21 protein-coding genes are annotated in these 20,968 nt (G+C 61.0%); 12 read left to right on the top strand and 9 right to left on the bottom strand.

Features of this window, described 5'->3' with window-relative positions:
* The first annotated feature begins 10 nt into the window (after positions 1 to 10).
* The 5 genes from B0G75_RS41835 to B0G75_RS00530 all read left to right on the top strand — a co-directional run bounded on the left by B0G75_RS41835 (position 11) and on the right by B0G75_RS00530 (position 4,261).
* Positions 11 to 745 carry a methyl-accepting chemotaxis protein gene (locus B0G75_RS41835; protein WP_106299643.1) on the top strand — a complete coding sequence of 245 codons (735 nt, stop codon included), beginning with the start codon at positions 11 to 13 and terminating at the stop codon, positions 743 to 745.
* Positions 742 to 1,284: a hypothetical protein gene (locus tag B0G75_RS00545; protein WP_106299641.1), complete on the top strand. Its 543-nt coding sequence runs from the start codon at positions 742 to 744 to the stop codon at positions 1,282 to 1,284. Before B0G75_RS41835 ends, B0G75_RS00545 begins: the two co-directional genes overlap by 4 nt.
* A 37-nt stretch (positions 1,285 to 1,321) precedes the next feature.
* Complete coding sequence (locus B0G75_RS00540; RefSeq protein ID WP_106299639.1) at positions 1,322 to 2,293, top strand: chemotaxis protein CheX; 972 nt, start codon at positions 1,322 to 1,324, stop codon at positions 2,291 to 2,293.
* Positions 2,294 to 2,313: 20 nt separating this feature from the next.
* Positions 2,314 to 2,679: a response regulator gene (locus tag B0G75_RS00535; RefSeq protein ID WP_011490379.1), complete on the top strand. Its 366-nt coding sequence runs from the start codon at positions 2,314 to 2,316 to the stop codon at positions 2,677 to 2,679.
* An 835-nt stretch (positions 2,680 to 3,514) separates the two neighbouring features.
* Positions 3,515 to 4,261 (top strand): winged helix-turn-helix domain-containing protein, encoded by a 747-nt coding sequence (locus B0G75_RS00530; protein WP_106299637.1) that lies wholly within the window; start codon positions 3,515 to 3,517, stop codon positions 4,259 to 4,261.
* 78 nt (positions 4,262 to 4,339) lie between these two features.
* Here B0G75_RS00530 and B0G75_RS00525 read toward each other — a convergent pair whose 3' ends face one another.
* Both B0G75_RS00525 and B0G75_RS00520 read right to left on the bottom strand, forming a co-directional pair.
* Positions 4,340 to 5,098 (bottom strand): SDR family oxidoreductase, encoded by a 759-nt coding sequence (locus B0G75_RS00525; protein WP_106299635.1) that lies wholly within the window; start codon positions 5,096 to 5,098, stop codon positions 4,340 to 4,342.
* Positions 5,099 to 5,196: 98 nt separating this feature from the next.
* Positions 5,197 to 6,156, bottom strand: a complete 960-nt coding sequence (locus tag B0G75_RS00520; protein WP_106299633.1) for a GlxA family transcriptional regulator — start codon at positions 6,154 to 6,156, stop codon at positions 5,197 to 5,199.
* A gap of 105 nt (positions 6,157 to 6,261) precedes the next feature.
* Here B0G75_RS00520 and B0G75_RS00515 point away from each other — a divergent pair, with 105 nt between their 5' ends.
* The 4 genes from B0G75_RS00515 to B0G75_RS00500 all read left to right on the top strand — a co-directional run bounded on the left by B0G75_RS00515 (position 6,262) and on the right by B0G75_RS00500 (position 10,842).
* Positions 6,262 to 7,197 carry a LysR family transcriptional regulator gene (locus B0G75_RS00515; protein WP_106299631.1) on the top strand — a complete coding sequence of 312 codons (936 nt, stop codon included), beginning with the start codon at positions 6,262 to 6,264 and terminating at the stop codon, positions 7,195 to 7,197.
* Positions 7,198 to 7,308: 111 nt separating this feature from the next.
* On the top strand, positions 7,309 to 8,502 hold the full coding sequence (locus tag B0G75_RS00510; protein WP_106299629.1) for a CaiB/BaiF CoA-transferase family protein: 1,194 nt from the start codon (positions 7,309 to 7,311) through the stop codon (positions 8,500 to 8,502).
* Positions 8,499 to 9,452 (top strand): hydroxymethylglutaryl-CoA lyase, encoded by a 954-nt coding sequence (locus tag B0G75_RS00505; protein ID WP_106299627.1) that lies wholly within the window; start codon positions 8,499 to 8,501, stop codon positions 9,450 to 9,452. Before B0G75_RS00510 ends, B0G75_RS00505 begins: the two co-directional genes overlap by 4 nt.
* Before the next feature lie 58 nt (positions 9,453 to 9,510).
* The gene (locus B0G75_RS00500) at positions 9,511 to 10,842 is read left to right on the top strand and encodes an MFS transporter (protein ID WP_106301724.1); all 1,332 of its coding nucleotides are present in this window, start codon (positions 9,511 to 9,513) and stop codon (positions 10,840 to 10,842) included.
* A 12-nt stretch (positions 10,843 to 10,854) separates the two neighbouring features.
* Here the strand turns inward: B0G75_RS00500 and B0G75_RS00495 are convergent, their stop codons facing one another.
* Complete coding sequence (locus tag B0G75_RS00495) at positions 10,855 to 12,441, bottom strand: Na+/H+ antiporter (RefSeq protein ID WP_106299625.1); 1,587 nt, start codon at positions 12,439 to 12,441, stop codon at positions 10,855 to 10,857.
* A gap of 167 nt (positions 12,442 to 12,608) precedes the next feature.
* On the opposite strand from B0G75_RS00495, the gene B0G75_RS40060 reads away from it, so the two are divergent.
* The gene (locus tag B0G75_RS40060; protein WP_181309138.1) at positions 12,609 to 12,755 is read left to right on the top strand and encodes a hypothetical protein; all 147 of its coding nucleotides are present in this window, start codon (positions 12,609 to 12,611) and stop codon (positions 12,753 to 12,755) included.
* On the opposite strand, the gene B0G75_RS00490 is transcribed toward B0G75_RS40060, so the two are convergent.
* From B0G75_RS00490 to B0G75_RS00465, 6 genes are all read right to left on the bottom strand, one after another.
* Positions 12,749 to 13,354, bottom strand: coding sequence for a hypothetical protein (locus tag B0G75_RS00490; RefSeq protein WP_106299623.1), 606 nt, complete (start codon positions 13,352 to 13,354; stop codon positions 12,749 to 12,751). The genes B0G75_RS40060 and B0G75_RS00490 overlap by 7 nt on opposite strands.
* 105 nt (positions 13,355 to 13,459) lie before the next feature.
* Positions 13,460 to 13,852 carry a hypothetical protein gene (locus B0G75_RS00485; protein ID WP_106299621.1) on the bottom strand — a complete coding sequence of 131 codons (393 nt, stop codon included), beginning with the start codon at positions 13,850 to 13,852 and terminating at the stop codon, positions 13,460 to 13,462.
* A gap of 206 nt (positions 13,853 to 14,058) precedes the next feature.
* The gene (locus B0G75_RS00480) at positions 14,059 to 14,973 is read right to left on the bottom strand and encodes a transporter (RefSeq protein ID WP_258194196.1); all 915 of its coding nucleotides are present in this window, start codon (positions 14,971 to 14,973) and stop codon (positions 14,059 to 14,061) included.
* Between the two features lie 222 nt (positions 14,974 to 15,195).
* On the bottom strand, positions 15,196 to 15,468 hold the full coding sequence (locus B0G75_RS00475) for a hypothetical protein (RefSeq protein ID WP_106299617.1): 273 nt from the start codon (positions 15,466 to 15,468) through the stop codon (positions 15,196 to 15,198).
* 98 nt (positions 15,469 to 15,566) lie between these two features.
* Positions 15,567 to 17,012, bottom strand: coding sequence for a bifunctional diguanylate cyclase/phosphodiesterase (locus B0G75_RS00470; RefSeq protein ID WP_106299615.1), 1,446 nt, complete (start codon positions 17,010 to 17,012; stop codon positions 15,567 to 15,569).
* 499 nt (positions 17,013 to 17,511) lie between these two features.
* Complete coding sequence (locus B0G75_RS00465; RefSeq protein WP_106299613.1) at positions 17,512 to 18,423, bottom strand: LysR substrate-binding domain-containing protein; 912 nt, start codon at positions 18,421 to 18,423, stop codon at positions 17,512 to 17,514.
* Positions 18,424 to 18,601: 178 nt separating this feature from the next.
* Here B0G75_RS00465 and B0G75_RS00460 point away from each other — a divergent pair, with 178 nt between their 5' ends.
* Positions 18,602 to 19,885, top strand: a complete 1,284-nt coding sequence (locus B0G75_RS00460; protein WP_181309137.1) for a hypothetical protein — start codon at positions 18,602 to 18,604, stop codon at positions 19,883 to 19,885.
* A gap of 98 nt (positions 19,886 to 19,983) precedes the next feature.
* Positions 19,984 to 20,922: a glutamate/aspartate ABC transporter substrate-binding protein gene (locus B0G75_RS00455; RefSeq protein ID WP_106299611.1), complete on the top strand. Its 939-nt coding sequence runs from the start codon at positions 19,984 to 19,986 to the stop codon at positions 20,920 to 20,922.
* Positions 20,923 to 20,968: the final 46 nt, after the last annotated feature.

Here is a 20,968-nt window from a genome sequence, read left to right as displayed (position 1 = left end):
GGGAACGGTTGTGATTCAACAGTATGTATTGGCGGTGGCAGCAAGCAGCGCGGTGACCGCGCTGCTTGCATTTGCCGCGCACAGGCTGCACAGCGCGAAGCTGACGGCACGGCTGCGTGCCGAAGCGCAAGCCAGCATCTCCAGGTTTGAAGCTGAGCGGGCCGGTCACCGCGCAGCCATCCGCGAGCGAGAGCAGGCGGAGCAGGAACTGCACGCTTTGACCACGCAGTTGCGCGAGGAACTCGCGCGGCAACAAAGCGATGCCGACGAACTGCGCTCCGCACTGAAAGCGGCCAGCGAAGATAAAGACCAATTGGCGCATCACGCCCGGCAGATCGCCGGCGAAGCCGAGCGTCTGAAGAGCCTCGGTGCAACGTTCGAACGCTGGCACGAACAGATGATTTCGCTGATGACGCAAAACCACGACATGCACGCGAAGAATCAGGAGCTGTCGTCGATCGTGCGGCACGTGGTGATCGTGTCGCTGAACGCGTCGATCGAAGCTGCGCGCGCGGGACCGGCCGGCCGTGGCTTCGCGGTGGTGGCCAGCGAAGTGCGCGCCCTCGCCGCACGTTCCGAAGAATTGTCGAAGAGCTATCGCGACAGCCTGCATCGCAACGACCTGACCACGACGTCCACGTTTCAGGACATTCAGGCGGGCGGCAAGATGATCGCGGCATCGCTTGCCAGCGTCGAATCACTGGCCCACCAGTTTCACTCGAAGCTGCACGAGGTGGCGGTGTGATCTCGGCCCACGCCAAGGACAGCTTCGACCGCATTTTTCGCAAGGCGGCGCAGGCGCGCTTGCCGCTGGATTCTGGCGATCTGTGCGAGATCGTGCCGATAGCCGACGCCAGTGTCGGCGTATCCAAAGACACGCAAGTGGTCGTGCTGACCATTTCGTCGATCGTGTTCAGATTGCTGCTGATCCTTCATTTCGACGAAGACGACAGCACGCGCAACTACTACTTGAAAGACTCTACGGAAGAACGCAATTTTCAGGAAGCTTTTCTGGAAATCTGCAATCTGTGTTGCGGAGCGATGAATCAGGAGTTGCTGCGCTATTTCCCCGACCTGGGCATGTCGACGCCTTATGTGTTGAACGCGCGTTGCCTGCCACATCTGCATGAATTGAAGCCGGCTTTGCTGTCGTCGTATTCGATCAGGCTCGACGGTAGCGTGCGGCTGGCCGCGACCGTGTGCGTGTGCGCAGATGCGCCGCTCGACTTTCTTGCCGATACCAGTGCTCTCGAAGAAACCAGCGGCGAGCTGGAGTTGTTCTGACCGTGAAATGATTAACCGTTGTGAGCAGGAACGCGACATGAACATGAACAAGCCGGTCAGCAAAGTGCTGGTGCTGGACGACTGCCCGGCGCACAAAGAAGCGCTGAAGCGCTTTTGCGACGAGAACAATCTGGTCGGCGTGAAAGTCGGTAAGAACCGCCTGCAGTCGGTGCTGCGCTCGAACATCGATCTGGGCGCGGTGCTGTTTGCCGAAAGTTATGGCGGCTCGCCGGAAGCGAGCGCCGAGATCGCGATCAGGATCAACGCGGTGCGCCCCGAACTGCCGATCATCATGCGCCGCGATAACGATCCCGGCACGGACGGCTTGCCGGAAAGTTTGCGGCGCGTGGTCTGCGCCGCGTACGTCGCGCACGATATGGCGCCGCTGCGCCAGGTGATCGACGACTACATCTTCAGCCTGGATTATCCGAACGCACTGGTGCGCGGCATCGCCGACATGACGCAGGCGATTCTCGGCGATGTGTTCAAGGACCTGACCATCACGTGCGACACGCCGTACATCGTGCGCGACCGCATCATCTTCGGCGAGGTGTTCAGTCTGATTCCGCTGGAAAGCGCATGGTGCCGTGGCTACATGATGATGCAGGCCGAAGAGACGCCGATCCTCGAACTGCTCGATCGTTATCAGATGATCGGCAGCGCGCGGCATGGCGAAGCGGATTTCCGCGACCTGAACAGCGTGCTCGGCGAAGTGACGAATCTGATCTGGGGTTCCTTCAAGAACCGCTATGTCGGCGACGCGGACGCCTGGGCGCGCAGCCAGGTGCAGGTGCCGCTGCTGGTGAGTCACAAGCACAAGTACATCTCGTTCGGCAGCGGCAATCCGCAACTGTGCTTCACGTACTGGTTGAAAGACCCGGAGTCGAACCGTGCGGTCAAGTTGCATCAACGTTTTGTGTTCAGCCTGAGCTGGTCGCCGGAGGACTTCAAAGAAGTCACGGACGACGTCGGCGCAATGGTCGAGGCAGGCGAACTGGATCTGTTCTGAGTGTTGTCATAGGAAAAAACATGTCTAAAATTCTAGTGGTGGATGATTCGAGCACGGTGCGCGACGAAGTGGCCGGCTTTCTGAAGAAGAACGGTCTGGACGTCGACACGGCCGTGGACGGCAAGGACGGCCTCGCCAAGCTGAAGGCCAGCCCGGGCATCAAGCTGGTGATCAGCGACGTCAACATGCCGAACATGGACGGCCTGACGATGGTCGAGAAGATTCGCGGCGAGCTCGCGAACAAGACCGTCAACGTCATCATGCTGACGACCGAGAGCAGCCCGGCGATGAAGGAGCGCGGCAAAGCGGCCGGCGTGAAAGGCTGGATCGTCAAGCCGTTCAAGGGCGACGCGGTGCTGGAAACGTTCCGCAAACTGGCGGGCTGAGCGCCTCTTTCGCTTCAAGCGAGCGCAAAGGTGAGAGTTTTCGGGAGCCTCGCGTCGAGATGGTGTTTAAGCCTGGTTCGCGGTCACCGTGGCTGTCGAAACACGTGAAAAACGCCAATTAACCGGCCGGCGCAGCGATCGAGGCGATGCTTCCGGATGCCTCTGCTTGCTCAAAGGTGAGGATATTCGGGACCTTTCTCGCATTCGTGCGACGCTCGCCGCAGCGCCTTGTTTTCCGAGTTTCGCGCGTCAGAATCAAAACAGTGAGCGGCGAAATCGATCCGCCCTCACCAGGCGCATGCTGTGCGCGACACGATGGTGTCGCAATCGCCGGCATTGATCGATCACACCGCGCATCTCTTGCATCAATCTCGCATCTCCATCACGTGCAAACGCTCGCGCGCACAGATGCTTACCTGGGTATGCAAATTACTCCACAGGTTCTAAAGGTGAGGGTTTGCGGGAGTGGCCCGTTTTGGAGTAGTCGAACCACGCCCAGCATGCCTTTGCGGCCTGCCCCCAAGCTCGAAAGGTGAGGGTTTTCGGGAGCAATCCGACGCGCACCTCGCCTCGAACCCAAAGCGCTCCGTGTCAAAGGTGAGGTTTTTCAGGAGCCGACCTGAAAGATCGTACGGTGCGCCACACGCGCCGGCTCATATCACGTTTCGCGTTGAAAGAGTTGGGAAGAAATTGGCAACCTTGGGGGCTGTTCCGCGTTTTGAGAACACCCGCATGCAGGGAAGATGGCGACGCGGACGACAGGGTGCGCGGGTTGGCTATATCCGCCTGCCAGATGCCTGTCTCTGAAAAACGATCGTCTCCTGGAATCAGTTGGATGAGTCAGCATATTCTTTTCGTGGGTGCCGACGCCGGCTTGACTGCCGTGGTGGGCGAATCATTGCGCGGGCAAGGCTGCGGCGTGTCGGCACGTCCGCCTGCCGCCGGGCTCAAGCACGTGATCGAGAGGGAGCGGCCTTCGTTGCTGGTGCTCGACATCTCGGCGCCGCACGGCGACGGCCTCGCTGTCCTGCGAGACTTGCGCATGAGCGGCAACGACGTGCCCGTGATTCTGCTATCGGCAAGCAGCAAGGCGATTGATCGCGTGATCGGTCTCGAACTCGGCGCCGACGACTTCATGAGCAAGCCCGCCGACCCGGCCGAACTGCTCGCGCGCATTCGCGTCCTGCTGCGACGGCGCGGCACGCTCGCGCCAGGCGCGCCCGAGACGCGGCCGCCTTATCGCTTCGGCCGCTGCGAACTGAACTTCTCCGCGCGCGAATTGCGCCGCGACAACGAGCACTTCGCGTTGCGCAGTTCCGAATTCGCGTTGCTAAAGATCTTCGTGAATCACGCGATGACCGTGCTCACGCGTGTGCAGCTCAACGAGAAACTGCGCGGCAATAGCGTGATGCATCAAGGGCGCAGTCTGGACGTGTCGATCTGGCGGTTGCGTCGGCTGATCGAGATCGATCCTTCCGAGCCGCGCTATGTGCAAACGGTGTGGGGACGCGGCTATGTGTTCGTGCCGCACGGCGAACTCGGTGCGGCCGAGCGCGGTGTGATGGTCGCGCCCGGCGTGTAGATCCGCGGGGAATCTGGCTAAAGGTGAGAGTTTTCGGGAGCGCTCGCTGCGCCCTGCTACTGCTCCGCTATCGGCGCATCACGCCGGCTTTGCGATCTCGCGAATGTCCGCGACCGGCGTTTGGCCGAATGCATCGCTCAAGGCGTAATCGAGCAACTGGGTCGCACATTGTTCAGGCGTCGACAGTTGGCCGTTGCGCTTGAGTTCTTCGAATCGCTCGCGCATGGGGAACTGTTCGACGCCGCTGCCGCGAATCTCCGCCTGCATATTCGTATCGATCACACCCGGCGCCAGACTGCAGATGCGCAACGCACGATTCGCATCGAGCGCAACGGCGCGCGCGTGATGGTCGAGCGCAGCCTTCGTCGCGCAATAGATGCTCCAGCCGGGATACGCGTTGCGCGCCGCGCCGCTGGAAATGTGCACGATGCACCGGTCGGTTGCGTCGACGGCGGCTGCGGCCAGCGCGCTGGCCAGCATCAAGGGCGTGGCGACATTGAGGCTCACGGCGGTCGCGATAGATGCCGCGTCTTGTCCTTCAATCGGTCCGATGGGCTGCACCATGCCCGCGTTGTTGATCAGCAGAACCGTTTGCGCGCCGCTGACGAATTCACGCAGCGCATCGCTCGCGATCCATTGGGCGACGCGTGTGGTGTCGGCCAGTTCCAGTTCGATTTCTTCGAGCAGCGCCGGGAAGCGCGCTTTGAGCGTAGCATGACGCGAGCGCGACAATCCCAGCACAGCGATATCGCGAGCCAGAAGTTGTTCGGCGAGCGCCGCGCCCAGACCGCGTGTGTGGCCGGTGACGATCGCACGGATCGGAGAAGATGTGGTCATGTCGGTCCTTGGGATTGTTGGCTTGGAAAGGCGGCTATTTTCTCACGCGACATTTTTCCGCGTGCGGCGGCTCTCACCGCGAGTGCGTGAGCTTCACGTCAGGCCGAGCGAAAGCGCTCGCGATACTGCATCGGCGTCGCACCAATTCGTTTAGCGAAGACAATGCGCATGCGGTCCGCCGTGCCGAAGCCGCAGTCGTACGCAATCGCCTTGAGCGCCGCACCGCTGCTTTCGAGCAGCTTGCGCGCCGCGTCGACACGGGCGCGCTCGACGAATTCATGCGGCGTCACGCCGGTCTCCTGCACGAACACGCGCGCGAAGTTGCGGGCGCTCATGCCCGCGACATCCGCGAGTTGCTTCACCGAAAAGCTCTCGCGAATCCGTTCCATGACGTGCGCCTGGACTTTGGCGACGGGCGAGGTGTCGTCGGCGGGCGCTGTCAGGTAGGGGCTGAATTGCGACTGGCCGCCTTGCCGCTGTGCGAACACCACCAGACGTTTGGCGACGGCGAGCGCCGTGTGCGGACCGTGATCCTCGGCGACTAACGCGAGCGACAGATCGATGCCCGCGGTCACGCCGGCCGATGTGACGAGTTGCCCATCGCGCAGATAGATGCGGTCGAAGTCGACGCGCGCCTTGGGAAATTGCGCCGCCAGTTGCGCTGCGTGCTGCCAATGCGTCGTCACGTTGCGATCATCGAGCAGGCCCGCGTGACCAAGCGCGAACGCGCCGGTGCAGATCGAACCGTAGCGGCCGCACTTAGCGGCGACGTTCGCCAGCCACTCCAATAGTGGCGCCTCAGGTGTGGTGTCCGGCAGCGCCGGGCCGCCCGCGACCAGCGCAAGATCGAACGCTCCGCGTGCCTGGTCGAAGGTAGCGTCGGCGACCAGCATCATGCCGTTGGACGCGCGCAGCGGTGCGGCTTCCGCGCTGAGCAACTTCACCTCGTAGGCATCCGCGGGCGCGATGAAGCGATTGGCTTCGGAAAACACGTCGACGGGACCGGCAACGTCGAGCGCCTGCACGCCGGAAAAGATCGCGATCGCGACGGTGGGCATCGGAAGACTTCCTTTGACGAAGGACGGAATCCGCGAGGGCTCGGCACCTATTTTTTGCATCTGGCGTCAGAATAGGCGGATCGCACAACAACGCGGCGCCCCGCCATGGTAATCAAAAACCTTCTCCGAAGGCTCGACCTCACCACGCTGCAACTCTTTCTCGCGGTCTACGAGGAAGGCACGCTCACGCGTGCCGCCGAGCGCGAGGCGATCGCCATCTCCGCCGCGAGCAAGCGTCTGCTCGAACTCGAACAGGCGGTCGGCGCCACGCTGTTCCAGCGCAACGCGCGTGGCATGACGCTCACGCCGGCGGGCGAAACGCTGCTGCACCACGCGCGCCGCGTGATGCGCGACATCGAGAACATCGGCATCGAATTGGCCGGTCATGCGAGCGGCGTGCGCGGCTATGTGCGCATGATGGCCAACCTGTCGGCGATCGTCGAATTCCTGCCGGAGGATTTGCGCGCTTTCCAGTTGCAGCATGAGCGCGTCAAGCTCGATCTGGAAGAGCGGCCGAGCGGCGGCGTGGTCGAAGCGGTCGACGACAGCCTCGTCGACGTCGGCATCTGTTCCGGCGATGCCGACACGCGCGATCTGCACGTTGAACACTACCGGCACGATTCGCTGGTGCTCGTGATGCGCGACGATCATCCGCTGGCGGCGCGCGAAAGCGTTGCCTTCGTCGAAACGCTGGACGGCGATCACGTCGGTCTGCACGCCGCGAGTTCGATCAATGCTCGCACGCATCTCGCCGCGCGTCAGGCGGGCAAGCCGCTGCGCCTGCGCATTCACGTGCCCGGCTTCGATGCGGTCTGCCGGATGGTGCAGGCCGGCATGGGCGTCGGTGTTTTGCCGCTGAAGGTGTATCAACTCATGGGCCGGCCGCTGGGTCTCGTCGGTGCACCGCTCGAAGACGACTGGTCGGCGCGCAGCCTCGTGCTGGTGGTGCGCGATGTCGATGCATTGTCGCCGGTGAGCCGCCTGTTGTTCGACCATCTGCGCTCGATCGAAGCCTCGGAAGCCCCGCCCACCGTCGCTTGATGGAAAGCGTTCGCCGTTCGCGAACGGTCGTTGGCGAATTGCGGTTGGACGCCACGTCCGTGCCGCTCATAAGCTGTCTCTCAACACGAAACCAGCTTCGGAGACAGCATTATGGGTGGACCCCTTCAGGGTATCCGCGTCATCGAGATCGGAACCCTCATCGCCGCGCCGTTTGCCGCGCGCCTCATGGCCGAGTTCGGCGCCGACGTCATCAAGATCGAAGCGCCTGAGACTGGCGATCCGCTTCGCAAATGGCGCAAGCTGCATGAAGGCACCTCGCTCTGGTGGTATCTGCAGTCGCGCAACAAGAAGTCCATCTGCGTGAATCTGAAGTCGGCGGACGGTGTCGAGATCGTTAAACGGCTCGCGGCCGACGCCGACGTCGTGATCGAAAACCTCCGCCCCGGCGCGCTCGAAAAGCTCGGCCTCGGCTGGGACGTGCTGCACGCCGTCAATCCGAAACTGACGATGGTCCGCATTTCCGGCTACGGCCAGAGCGGTCCGTATCGCGACCGGCCGGGCTTCGGCGCGATCGGCGAAGCAATGGGCGGCATCCGCTACACGACCGGCGACGTGGACGGCGCGCCGGCGCGCGTCGGCGTGAGTCTCGGCGATTCGCTCGCCTCGTTGCATGGCGTGATCGGCGCGCTGATGTCGCTGCTGCGCGTGAAGACGGGGCAGGGCGAAGGCCAGGTGGTCGATGTCTCGCTGGTCGAGAGCGTGTTCAATCTGATGGAAAGCCTTGTGCCGGAATACGATCTGCTCGGCCATGTACGCGAGAGGAGCGGCGGCGCGTTGCCAGGCATCGCGCCATCGAATACGTATCGCACGGAAGACGAAGGCTTCGTCGTGATCGCCGGCAACAGCGATCCGATTTTCAAACGCCTGATGCAGGTGATCGGCCGTCCCGATCTCGCCGACGATCCCGCATTGGCGCGCAACGACGGCCGCGTTCAGCACTGCGCGATGCTCGATCAGGCGATCACCGAATGGACCTCGCATCACTCCACCGACGACGTGCTGGCAGCGCTCGAACGCGCCGAAGTGCCCTCGGGGCGCATCTATTCGGTGGCCGATATCGTCGCCGATCCGCACTACCTGGCACGCGACATGTTGTTGGAAGCGCAACTGCCGGGCGGCGCGTCGGTGAAGATGCCGGGGATCGTACCGAAGCTCTCGGACACACCGGGCGAAGTGCGCTGGCAAGGGCCGACGCTCGGCGAGCATACCGGCAGCGTGCTCAGCGAACTCGGATTCGCCAACGACGATATCGAGCGGCTGCGCCGCGAAGGAGCCGTGCAATGAATCGCGTTTTGAACACCCCGCAATTCGACAAACTGATCGTGCAGGAAGTGGCGCCGCGCGATGGTTTGCAGATCAAACCCACCTGGGTCGAAACCGCGGACAAGATCGCGCTGATCAACGCGCTATCTACTGCGGGCTTCACCCGCATCGAGGGCGGCTCGTTCGTTTCGCCGAAAGCGATTCCTGCGTTGCGTGACGGCGAGGCCGTGTTCCAGCAGATCGAGCGGCCACCGGGCGTGATCTACGTCGCGTTGATCCCGAACCTGAAGGGCGCCGAACGCGCGTTGGCTTCGCGTGCCGACGAACTGAATCTCGTGATGTCCGCGAGTCAGACCCATAATCGCGCCAACATGAGGATGAGCTGTGAGTCGTCGCTGGTGGCGTTCGGCGATATCGTGCGGCACGTGAAGGGCTCGGGCGTGCTGTTGAACGGATCGGTGGCGACTACATTCGGCTGTCCGTTCGAAGGAAAGATCGATGAAGACCGCGTGATCAGCATTGTCGATACATATCGCGAGATGGGGATCGAGGGCATCACGCTCGCCGACACGACCGGCATGGCGAACCCGCGCCAGGTGACGCGTCTCGTCACACGCGTGCTCGAACGGCTGCCGGCCGCCGCGCTCACGCTGCACTTTCACAACACGCGCGGGCTGGGTCTTGCGAATGTGCTGGCGGCATACGAAGCCGGTGCGCGCCGCTTCGACGCCGCGTTGGGTGGTCTTGGTGGATGTCCGTTCGCGCCGGGCGCGTCCGGCAACATCTGCACGGAAGACCTCGTCAACATGTGCGACGAAATGGGCATTCCCACTGGAATCGATCTGGAAAAACTGATCGCGTTATCGCGCGGCTTGCCCGCGTTGCTCGGCCACGACGTGCCCGGACAACTGGCAAAGGCAGGCCGTAACTGCGACCTGCATCCCGTACCTGAATACGTTCTACAAATCTGATAACCCTTAACGATTAAACGACCGGATGGCTTCGCCGAATCCGGCATTGGAGACGAACATGAGTGACCTGGGCGCAGTCGCAACCGGCAACCGCGAGCACAGCGCGAACAACGCCGCGGCCATCATCCGCAAAGTAGCGTGGCGGTTGATGCCGTTGATCATGATCTGCTATCTGTTTGCATTCTTCGACCGCATCAACATCAGTTTCGCGAAGTTTCAGTTGCAGAGTGACCTCGGCTTGTCCGACACCGCTTATGGCCTCGGTGCGAGCCTGTTCGTGATCGGCTACGTGCTGTTCGAGGTTCCAAGCAATCTGTTTCTGTACAAGGTCGGCGCGCGGCGCTGGATCGCGCGGATCATGATCTCGTGGGGACTGGCGACGGCCGCAATGGTGTTCGTCAGCAACGAATGGCAGTTCTATGGGTTGCGTTTCGTGATCGGCGCGATGGAAGCGGGCTTCGCGCCGGGCGTGCTGTACTACTTGACGCTGTGGTTTCCGCCGAGCTATCGCGGACGTATCACGTCGATGCTGTTTCTGGCGTCCGCGTTTTCCGGCCTGGTCGGCGCGCCGCTTGCGGGACTCGTGATTGGACACATGAACGGCGTGCTTGGCATGCCGGGTTGGCACTGGCTGTTTCTGCTCGGTGGGTTGCCGTGCATCGTGCTCGGCTATCTGGTGCTGAAAGTGCTGAAGGATCGTATCGAAGACGCAGGTTGGCTGTCGCCCGCGGAAAAGTCCCTTCTGTCGGGACAGATTGCGCAGCAAAGCCGTCATCCAGATACCGGGCATTCGTTGATGGGCGCCATCAGGACGCCGGGCTTTCTCACGTTGGGGTTGGTGTATTTTCTGATTCAAGTGGCGTCGTACGGTTTGAACTTCTGGGCGCCGCATCTGATTCACGTGGCGGGTACGAGCAATCCGACGGTGATCGGTTTGCTGACGGCGGTGCCTTATATTGCCGGCGCAATCTGCATGGTGGTGGTCGGGCGCTTGTCCGATGCGAGCGGCGAACGGCGCAAGTTCGTGTTCGGCTTGCTGGTGATGTCGGCGATCGGTTTCTTTGCCGCGGGCTTCTTCGACAAGCAGACGGCGTTGCTGGTCGCCGCGCTGGCTGTGATGGGCGCGGGCGTGGTTGCTTCGATTCCGGCGTTCTGGGCGCTGCCACCTAAGCTCGTCACGGGAGCCGGCGCAGCGGGTGGGATCGCGTTGATCAACACACTCGGGCAACTCGGCGGCATTGTGAGCCCGATCATGGTCGGACGCGTGAGAGACCTGACCGGCAGTACGACACCGGCCTTGTATGTGATCGGTACGATGAGCCTGGTGTGCGCGCTGATCGTGCTGTACGGCTTGCCTGATTCGTTGCGACGCAGGGAAGCCGCGCGGTAGAGATCGTTCGGTTCAGCCTCTGCCGTGCACCGCCGCGATTTCCTGCAGATCGAGATCGTGTTCGAGCACGGTCAGCAGTTCATCGTGAAGCAAGCCCGTTCGATGCAGATGCAATAGCTCGACGCGTGCCGCCGAAACGGCGGCCAGCACCACGTCGTAGTGTGCGGCGCGTTCCTTCGCAGGAAAGGCGGCTTCGTCCTGATGGGCCTCGGTAATGCGCGCACGATAGCTGTACTGTTCCAGCAAGCGTGGATGAATCACGCTGCCATCCGGTGCGTGCACGAGCGGCTGAATCGCGGCGAGCTGCGCGGCTTCGAGCCGCGCCCACGCCTGCGGCTCAGTCAGATGCCGTTTGTTTCGTTCGGATGCGTGGTCCGGATTGATCCATCGAATCAGCAGTCCGATCGTTGTGCCTTGACCGAGCACCGTGACCAGAATCACGGCGAATGACGCGACAAGGATCAGATCGCGGCCCGGCATCGCCTCCGGCAAGGAGAGCGCGATGGCCAGCGTGACCACGCCACGCATGCCGGCCCAACTCGTGACAGTCGCGGAGCGCCAGTCGGGCGTGCCGCCCGCGCGGCCTGTCACTTTGCACACCAGCGCCTTCAACCATTCCACCGCGAAGACCCACACGAAGCGCGACAGCACGACTGCCGCGAGTACCGCGCCGACGGCCGGGGCGAACGCGGTCAACGCGTCGCCGAAGCCGCCTAGCCGCACCATCACACCGCGCAGCGACAGTCCGATCAAAATGAACACGAGCGCTTCCATCAGGAAAATCACGACTTGCCAGAAGGCCGTGCCGCGCATGCGTACCGCCGCCGAAAAGACTTCATGCTGATGCCAGCCAAGCACCATCCCGCAGCTCACGGTCCCGATCACGCCCGACACGTCCAGCGTGTCGCCGGCGATGTAGCTGATCCACGCGGACAGGGTCGCTGCGGTGATGATGAGGTACCCGTCGTGGAGATAACGCAGCAGCTTGACGACCACGAAGCCGATCGCCACGCCCACTGCCACGCCACCCAAGGCGAGCACGGCGAAGCGTCCGGCCGCATGCTGTGCGCTGAAGGTGCCGGTCAGTGCGGCTGCCACTGCAAAGCGGAACAGCACGAGTCCGGCTGCGTCGTTGAGGAGGCTCTCGCCTTCGAGCAGCACCGTCAGGCGGCGCGGCAGCGCGACACGTTCGAGCACCGCCTTCGCGGCGACGGCGTCGGGCGGCGAGACGATCGCACCCAACGCAAAGCAGGCGCCCCATGGCAGGGCGGGCACGACCCAATGCACGACCAGCCCGACCGTGAGCGTGGTGAACGCGACGGCGCCGATCGCAAGCAGCAGGATGCCGCCGAGATTGTTCTTGAACTCGTCCCACACGGAGAAGTACGCGCCGTCCATGAGGAGCGGCGGCAGAAACACGATCAGGACCAGTTCGGGATCGAGATTGAAACGTGGCAGACCGGGCACGAAAGCCATCGCAGCGCCGCCGACCAGCAGCGCGGCGGCTGGCGGCAGACGCAACCGCTTGGCGAGCAGTTCGAGACCGATGATCGCGACGAGCGACAGCAGGACGACTTTGAAGCCCATGACGGACGACATGTTCGGCCTCGGTAAGTGGCGGGGAACTACTTTTTATCACACCGCTGCGAGGGTGCCCGCGGTTGCGTCCGGAAGGGATAGGACTGTGGGATCAAACACTTGGCCGGGCTGTGCGCAGGTTATCCACAGGCTTGCGAACAATTTGTGGGGATAACTGGAGGTTCGGGATGCCGTGCATCATCCCGCTCGGCGGCATTGTGAGCCCGATGATGGTGGGGCGTGTGAGAGACCTGACCGGCAGTACGACACCGGCCTTATATGTGACGGGTACGATGAGCCTGGTGTGCGCGTTGAACCGACCTCGCGGCTATTGAACGGCTTGCCCGTTCCGCGTGATCTGCACGGCCTTCGCGGATGCATAGTCGGCACGGATGCTGTCGCCAACTTTAAATTTTTCCAATTGCACGTCTGACGACGCCTGTAAGGTCACCGTGCGGGAAGGTCCACGAAGCGTCACCTGCCGCTTCTTTCGATCGATATTCTGGACCGTGGCGATGATTTCGACGCGTCGCAACTGCACCGATACACCGCCCGACGCAGGGTTCGTCGCCTGGTCTTCGACGCGCGTGCGAATGCCCTTGGTATCTACCTTGTCCGCCGACAACAGCAACTCGCCTTCATAGGCGATGTGAACCTCATCGCCGACTTTTAGTTTGCTCACGTCGCCGATCGCCGGGTCGACTTTTACAACGTTGGTATTTCCTCGCGGCCCCCGAAGCGTGACAGCATGGTTTTGCGTATCGATATGAACGACGCGCGCGGTCGCTTCGACGAGCGCAGCAGCGCCGACCGTTTGCGGCGCGCCCGCAGACAGGCTGTCCTGCGCGCGAGCGCAGAACACGGGACTAGCGAGGGCTGAAGCCAGAAGGACCGAGCGGAGCATGTGCGAACGATGATGTTGACGGTTCTTCATAGACGTTCCTGTGTCAGGTTGGAGAAGTGACTACTTGGCGGATCAGGATTGATGGCGCGATTCAGGCTGCGCCCTTGTTGCCTGCTGGCGCAACTCAGTGGTTCGTCATACCGTCTCCTTCTCTACAGAGCCTTGCCGCTGCTTGGCATCGTCGAAAACGCGGGCGCGCTCTGCTTCAACGAGACACCTCTTTTTCTTTAGCGAATGTTCATGCATCTGACTGCCCATGACAGCCAGATAGTCGTCGAATCTGTTGCGCCTGAAGCGCAAATAAAATTCCTTTCCCGCAAGTCCATTAGCCAAACTGAGTAGCGCACCGTAGTCGACGCCGCTCTTCCCAGCCAGCAGAGCAACAGCTTTCTCGAGCGCGGCATACCGGCTGGACAGCGGATCCATCGGGTCGAAGAGCGCGTGGAACTGCTGGTAGGGAACCAGCCGTCTGTGTTCGGCCGCGCGTCGCAGGGTCGATGCAACTTGCTCAACGATATTGAGTTCCATGAATTCTTCCTGTTCGTACGTCGTTGGCGAATGGCGCTGCCGACCTGAGCGTAAAAGGCGTTCTGTCGGAGTCCATACGTCACGTCGATTCCCATGGGCATGTCGGGTTTGCGCGCACGTGGCTAGCAAAATGCCCAGCGAATCCAAACGCCATCGGTCGTAATCGACGACAAAGCCTTCCTTGTCGATTTCCACCTGGCGTCACATCAGAACGCGAGCATCGCTGTCGCCATGACGCTCGCCGTGCTCTTGATGCGGTTGGTACCGGTCACTGTCGGAACCCATCGCAGGCTGGCCGACAATGGATGCTTGCCGTTGATCTTCGTGTCGTAGGTGATGACGGGCCCCAGTGCGAAGTCGTGTCCGCGAAAACCGTGCAGACGCTCGGCGGCGGGGCCTGAGTCGTTGCCGAGCTGTTGCACGGTTCCGGCCACGATGCCTATACCGAGACCGTTCACAAATTTCTTCAATGCCATGATATCGAGCGTGAAAAGAGGTGCATTGTGGTAATCGGTCGCAGTGTTGGTCGTGTAGAACTGCAGGCCCGCGACAACGTTGAACTCAACGTCGTATTTGGGTACGAGTTGCGTATAGGCGACCTGCGGCACGAACGTCCAGTTGTTCAGACTCGGGTTCGCCAATGTATTCGCGTCGTAGTGACCGGTAGGCGCCCAGAAGTTGAAGCTGACGGCAATATGCGAGGTGTTTGAAAAGTGATAACCGGCAATGATTGGCGTGAAATAGAGGTCGAATAGATTCGATGCGCGGTCGCTCGTCGAGGCGCCGGCGCCTCCAACCGCGAGCGACGCGGTTACTTCGGTCCAGACATAAGGCACGGTGATGCCGGATGCGAAATCCCAGCCACCGGCGCCACCCCATACACGCAGCAATGACGCCAGCGTGAAGGCCACGGGGGCGTCGATACCCAACGATGTCTTTCCAGCGATCGGTACCTCGCGGCTGCCGCCAATCGAACCGTTGATATAAATCTGTTCGATGCTCACCGCAGTGATGGGCTCAGGTGCGACGATGCCGGCTCCGGAAAAGACACTCATGCCGGCAACAGGACGGCCCAGGCCACCTTCGGTCGCGAAGGCATCGCCAGTCGTCCACGATGCCATGATAAATATGCTCGTGACCATAGCGACGCGACGTGTGCCGGTGGCCGAAGACTTCCGCGGCTGGCATCGGGTGCCCATCCAATTGAGTGCACGCGCGTCAGCGCTCATTGTGTTGTTCCTTTTATCCATGCACTGTTGTCCATCACATCGGAAGACCGCATATCTGACGTCGATTCGTAATTAGTAATCGCCTGAGGCAAAGGCTTGTTCGCAACCGGGCCGTCATTGAAGCGGTTGCAGCGCCGCCCATCGGGTCCAACCTGTGTCGCTGTCCGGCGCGCCGACTCGCAACGCCCGCGAACCGTCGCCGAAAAAAAGCGATTCGGTACAGCACACGCCCGTGTCGCGAATGCCGTGTGCGCCCATGCAGCCGACTTTGCGGGTGAAGTGCAGGTTGCCTTCGCGCAGCAAGCCCAGATACGCGTGGCATTCTTCCTTGGGCGCCTGACTTGCCCAGCGGTTTAGCAGCGCAGCGGCGATTTCCGCGTCGAACATGGTCCCTCTCCTGATTCGCATCATGTGGGCAACGCAAAGACGTCTCCAAAGACGTTGCGACGCGCCGACAATTTCAATTGTTGTGTTGCCGAATGCTTTTACGGCGTGGCACGCCGTGTATTCGCGCGACTGGCGCCCAGCAGCGAGCTGGCAAATTTATCCGCGCTGGCCGGGCGGCCGAACAGATAGCCCTGCAGCATGTCGCAACCCATCTCACGCAGAACCGTTGCCTGTTCATAGGTTTCCACGCCTTCGGCCGTGACTGTCATGCCGCGCGCGTGAGCCATCGCCACGAGCGCACGCGTGATCGCGATCGAATCGCTATCGCGTGGCAAGCCCGCGACGAACGAGCGATCGATCTTCAGGTTGTGCAAAGCAAAGCGCTTGAGGTATGACAGCGACGCGTAGCCCATGCCGAAGTCGTCGAGAGCGAGCGTGACGCCGAGACCCGCCAACGCTGCCGTCGTCGCCGCAACCGTCGGGTCATCCGGCATTAACACGCGCTCCGTAATTTCCAGTTGCAGCGCCAATGCGTCGAGCCCGTTGCGTTCGAGGCACGCGGCAACGTGCTGCACGAGGCGCTCGTTGAACTGGAGCGGCGAAATGTTGACTGAGACAGGCAGGCGCGGCGCAATGCTTCTGCGCCATTGAGCGGCTTGGGCGCAGGCCTGTTCCAGCACCCAGTCGCCGATGCTCGCCATCAGGCCGGCCTCTTCCGCAACCGGTATGAACTCGGCCGGCGCGACTTCGCCCAACTCGCTACTGGTCCAGCGCAGCAGCGCTTCGGCGCCTACCGTCTGGTGCGAGGCGCTGTTGATGATGGGCTGATAAGCCAGCCTCAGTTCACCGGCGGCAAGTGCGTGGCGCAACAACTCCTCTAGCCTGAAACGACGTTGCGACTCGTCTTGCAAACCCTCCGTGAAAAATTGCACCCGGCCGCGGCCGCTCTCCTTCGCGCGACGCATCGCCGAGCCGGCGTTGCGTATCAGCGTGTCCGCATCGCGAGCGTCATTGGAGGAGCAGGCAATGCCGATCGACGCGCCCAGGTGATACTCACGGCCCGCGATTTCCAGCGGCGTGCTGAACAGGTCGAGGATTTGCAGCGCGAACTCGCCGATGGCCGACGCGTCGCCGCGCTTATCGACGACGACAACGAACTCGTCGCCACAGATCCGCCCGAGCAGATCATCATGATTGATCAGTCCCGCAAGCCGGCGCGCGATGCCGCGCAAAACGCGATCACCAAGCTCGTAACCGGCGACATCGTTAATTTTGCCGAAGCAATCGAGATTGATGAAAAGCACGGCGACGCGCGCCGCAGGCATCAATTTGAGCAAATGCTGAACGCGTTCGGCCACATAAGCGCGGTTATACAAACCGGTGAGCGAATCGAGAAACGACGTATAACCCAAATGTCGAATGGGGCTCGACTGTTCACTGCTCAATCCGCAGCGCATATTAAAAGCCGCGTCACCGAGTGGAATGCGAGCGGCCAGATCGGGCAGACTTGCCTTGACGCGCGCAATGGTCGCTCGACGAGTCATCTTTGCACTCCTTCCTAGAATTTCGTCCGGCGCATGACAGGTTGTCATGCAGGTCAGAACCATGCACACCGGCATGAGCAGCATGATGTGCATGCCTCAGCGCGGGCAGTCATGAACGTGCTGCCACGATATCCGAGAATCAGCGGTGCGAGAACGGATCGTTTGGGTGAACGCGTAAAGCAAAGGTGAACGGATTGCCGCATGAGGCAATCGATCCATTGAAAATATAAGGTGTCTATTTAGTGCGAATAGGCGAACGCTGCGGATAATAGTAGTTATCCTTATTTGATAACTTTGTCTGCTGGATAACGATTGTCTAAATGCGCCATCTGTCGGTGCGGTGATATGCCGCGTTCAGGTGGCCCATGCCTTGACGAGGCGAGCGTTAGCCTCGCGGTTCTTGTAAAAGAAGCGCGGCAAGTCAGGCGGCGACGGAGGCTCCAGACTTTGCCCGCTCGCTAAATTCCCGACCTATGTGTAATTCAGCAGAACCTTACTTTCAGCACCCAGGGTCCGTGCGGATCGCATTGACGTGCGTCAGAAGGACGTCAACGAAATGACGCGTCAATAGCGACGGCGCCGTGTGTCTCGGCATAGCCATCTGAACGGCGACGTCGATAGTGGGGACCAGCGGTTTGATCTGCAACTGCCCTGCAAACGTACTGGCCACGTAGGGGTTGACGATTCCAATACCGTTGCCGGCTGCAACGAGCGCGCAGATTGCGATTGATGACGTGGTTTCGATCAGAAAATTGTCGGACAAACCGTGAGCTTGCAGCAGCTTCTTGATTTCGATCGTGAGGTCGTCGGCTTCGCCCAGCGAGAGCATCGTTTCGTCGAGCAGCATGGACACATGAATCTCCGGCTCGACATGCAGCCGGTGACCAGGCGGCAACACGCAAACCGCCGGCACGGTCTTGATGATCACCGGCTCGAAGTCTCGCGGATCGAGCTTGCCCGTGGTCAGCACGACGTCGAACAGATCTTGCCGCAGCAGATCAGCTAGCTGTGGCGTGTTCATGGTCTGCATGTTGAGATAGGTGCCCGGAAATTCCGATAGAAACGCGCGCACCACCTGCGGCAGCAGCCCGGCTCCCAGCGTTGGCGTGCAGCCTATGCGAAGCGCGCCCGTGCCCGACTTGCGCATGATCGCGACCACGGATTCGATCTTTTCCAGTCCGTCGAAGTGCTTCTGGACGGTTTTGTAGAGCAGCTTGCCCTCGCTGGTCGGCCGAAGCCGCCCTTGGTGCATCTCGAAGAGCTCGAGCCCGGTGGAACTCTGCAGCTCGGCAAGGCGCCGGCTGATTGACGGCTGCGTCGTGTTTAGCATCGAGGCGGCGCCAGTCGTGGTGCCCATCTGCATCACGGCGCGAAAGGCCTGGATCTGCTGAAAATTCAAAGGCCTAGCCATAGTTTCACCGAAGAGGGATGGATGACGGCGTCAGGCCTCGACTATACCAAAAGTGAATAGCCTATCGAAAAAAAAGAATTACTGTGCATAGGTTACCCAAATATATGATCCCAGCTATCTCATTTCTGACCGCAATGCTTCCTATCGCGGTCTCACCGATTCTTGAACGCACCAGCTCATGACTTCGTCTCGCGTCATCAAACATCCATGCCCCGTACACCGCCTGGAGTCGGGGGGTAAGCATCACTTCTTCGGCTACTACAATAAATCTGGCTGGGACAAGACGGGCAGCTATCTGCTGGCCAATCAGGTGCCGATGATGGACGCGCGTCTGACACCGGAGCTGGAGGCCGAAGTTGGCTATTTCACTCTGGGCGAGCGCGAGGCATTTCGCGCGGTCGGCACCACGCGCGCATGGAACTGGCAAATGGGCTGCCAGTTGCAATGGCTCGATGGCGAACCCGGACGCAAAATCGTTTACAACGTCCGCACCGGTGACATGACGGCGCGCTATCCGGGTTTTGGCGCAGCGATCCATGATATCGACACCAACGCATCGACGGCGCTGCCGCTGCCTGTCTATGTGGTCGCACCCAACAGCCGCTACGCGCTGTGCGTCGATTACCGTCGCCTGTATGTCACGCACGAGACGATTGGATATGGCGAGCACGGTGGCCCCTTCGAACTGCCGCTCGCGCCATCGGACGACGGTATCTATCGGATGGACCTTGCTACTGGTGCCGCGCAGTTGCTGGTGAGTTACGCTGATTTGCGCGGTTTTCACCCGAAAGCGTCGATGGAGAAGGCAATCCACTGGGTGAGTCATATCGAAATCAATCCGGCGTCGTCGCGGATGCTATTCCTGCATCGTTGGACCGAACGGGTAGCCGACGAGACCTGTTTCCTGCATCGGCTAATCACGATGAATCCGGACGGAACGGCCATGCGCCTGCTCGAATGTTCCGACCATCCATTGCCGCAGCTCGCGGAAGATTTCGATCCTGCCGCGGTCGGCACCTTCGACTACGAGAAGTCCGAGTACCAGATTTCTCACCCGCTGTGGCGGGACGAGCGGCACATCATCGTCTGGGGGCCGCATGCGGGCAGCATTCACTACCATCTTTACGAGGACAGTGATTCAGGTCAGGTCGATGTCGTCGGCGAGGGCGTGCTGACAGAGAACGGTCACATGACGTATTCGCCCGTCGATCCGCGCTGGCTGTTGTCCGACACGTATCCGGATACGCAGACCAACGAGCGGGTGTTGTTCCTGTTCGACACCAAGGAAGGTTTGCGCTACGACATCGGCTCTTTCTACACACCACCCGATCTGAGGAAGGAGAACCGCTGCGATCTGCATCCGCGTTGGCGCCGGGACGGCCGCGCGGTGTGCATCGACTCCGTACATGAAGGCGAGCGCCAGATGTATGTAATCGATGTATCGGCCATCACTGGCGCATAAAGCGCGGGCCACGCTGATTTCTTCGCCTCGCTTTGCTGGAATCGGACAGCCCGCGCCAACTGCCAAAATCGAAATCAACCTCACATAGGGGAGACACCATGAAACAAACCCGTTCCACATTGAGTCCGCGTCACGCATTCGGCGCATGCCTTTCAGCGCTTGCAGCCGCGCTGGCCGTCATGTCGCTGCCCGCAGTAGCGGCCGATGCGGCGCCGACCGATACGCTCAAGAAGATCCAGGACCAGCACGTCGTCACCATCGGCTATCGCGACGCGTCGATTCCGTTCTCTTACTATGACGCACAACAAAAGCCGATTGGCTATTCAATCGACATCGCGAATCTGATTATCGACCGCATCAAGGCACAGCTTAAGCAGGGCGACCTGCAAGTGCGCCTGATTCCGATTACGTCGCAGAACCGAATTTCGCTGCTGCAGAACGGCACGATCGACTTCGAGTGCACGAGCACGACAAACAACGCGGCGCGAGCGCAGCAGGTCGATTTTTCCAACAGCTTCTTTGACATCGGCACGCGCCTGCTCGTCAGGCAGAATTCCGGCATCCATGACTTCGCCGACCTCAAGGGCAAGACGGTTGTTGTCGGTGCGGGCACCACGTCGGAGAAGTCCATTCGCAACATGAATGTCGAGAAATCGATGGGCATGAACATTATCAGCGCAAAGGATCACAGCGAATCGTTCCTGATGCTCTCCACCGGCCGCGCCAAGGCGATGATGATGGATGACGCGCTGCTGGCTGGTGAGCGTGCCAAAACCAGCCGTCCGGACGATTACGCAATCGTCGGCACGCCGCAATCATTCGAAGCCTATGGCTGCATGCTGCGCAAGAACGATGCGCAGTTGAAAGCGCTAATGGACGCAGCGATTGCGGATGCCGAACGCTCCGGCGTGGCCACGGCACTCTACAAAAAGTGGTTTATGGCGCCGATTCCACCGAAGGGCATCAATCTCAACTTTCCGATGTCCACTCGCATGCAGACGCTGTTCGCGCATCCGAACGATAAACCGGCGTCCTGACGGGCGGTTGTCATTTGCGGCGGGCCACGATCCGCCGGCCTGGAGG

Source organism: Paraburkholderia sp. BL18I3N2, from assembly GCF_003001875.1.
GTDB classification, from domain to species: Bacteria; Pseudomonadota; Gammaproteobacteria; order Burkholderiales; family Burkholderiaceae; genus Paraburkholderia; species Paraburkholderia phytofirmans.
The sequence above is the reverse complement of the archived record's forward strand: the minus strand, read 5'-3'. Positions and strand labels throughout refer to the sequence as shown.

Coding starts and splice junctions, on each gene's coding strand:
- B0G75_RS00540 (WP_106299639.1), top strand. CDS start 1,322: ATGAACATGAACAAGCCGGTCAGCAAAGTGCTGGTGCTGGACGACTGC.
- B0G75_RS00535 (WP_011490379.1), top strand. CDS start 2,314: ATGTCTAAAATTCTAGTGGTGGATGATTCGAGCACGGTGCGCGACGAA.
- B0G75_RS00530 (WP_106299637.1), top strand. CDS start 3,515: ATGAGTCAGCATATTCTTTTCGTGGGTGCCGACGCCGGCTTGACTGCC.
- B0G75_RS00525 (WP_106299635.1), bottom strand. CDS start 5,098: ATGACCACATCTTCTCCGATCCGTGCGATCGTCACCGGCCACACACGC.
- B0G75_RS00520 (WP_106299633.1), bottom strand. CDS start 6,156: ATGCCCACCGTCGCGATCGCGATCTTTTCCGGCGTGCAGGCGCTCGAC.
- B0G75_RS00515 (WP_106299631.1), top strand. CDS start 6,262: ATGGTAATCAAAAACCTTCTCCGAAGGCTCGACCTCACCACGCTGCAA.
- B0G75_RS00510 (WP_106299629.1), top strand. CDS start 7,309: ATGGGTGGACCCCTTCAGGGTATCCGCGTCATCGAGATCGGAACCCTC.
- B0G75_RS00505 (WP_106299627.1), top strand. CDS start 8,499: ATGAATCGCGTTTTGAACACCCCGCAATTCGACAAACTGATCGTGCAG.
- B0G75_RS00500 (WP_106301724.1), top strand. CDS start 9,511: ATGAGTGACCTGGGCGCAGTCGCAACCGGCAACCGCGAGCACAGCGCG.
- B0G75_RS00495 (WP_106299625.1), bottom strand. CDS start 12,441: ATGTCGTCCGTCATGGGCTTCAAAGTCGTCCTGCTGTCGCTCGTCGCG.
- B0G75_RS40060 (WP_181309138.1), top strand. CDS start 12,609: ATGCCGTGCATCATCCCGCTCGGCGGCATTGTGAGCCCGATGATGGTG.
- B0G75_RS00490 (WP_106299623.1), bottom strand. CDS start 13,354: ATGAAGAACCGTCAACATCATCGTTCGCACATGCTCCGCTCGGTCCTT.
- B0G75_RS00485 (WP_106299621.1), bottom strand. CDS start 13,852: ATGGAACTCAATATCGTTGAGCAAGTTGCATCGACCCTGCGACGCGCG.
- B0G75_RS00480 (WP_258194196.1), bottom strand. CDS start 14,973: ATGGCATCGTGGACGACTGGCGATGCCTTCGCGACCGAAGGTGGCCTG.
- B0G75_RS00475 (WP_106299617.1), bottom strand. CDS start 15,468: ATGTTCGACGCGGAAATCGCCGCTGCGCTGCTAAACCGCTGGGCAAGT.
- B0G75_RS00470 (WP_106299615.1), bottom strand. CDS start 17,012: ATGACTCGTCGAGCGACCATTGCGCGCGTCAAGGCAAGTCTGCCCGAT.
- B0G75_RS00465 (WP_106299613.1), bottom strand. CDS start 18,423: ATGGCTAGGCCTTTGAATTTTCAGCAGATCCAGGCCTTTCGCGCCGTG.
- B0G75_RS00460 (WP_181309137.1), top strand. CDS start 18,602: ATGACTTCGTCTCGCGTCATCAAACATCCATGCCCCGTACACCGCCTG.
- B0G75_RS00455 (WP_106299611.1), top strand. CDS start 19,984: ATGAAACAAACCCGTTCCACATTGAGTCCGCGTCACGCATTCGGCGCA.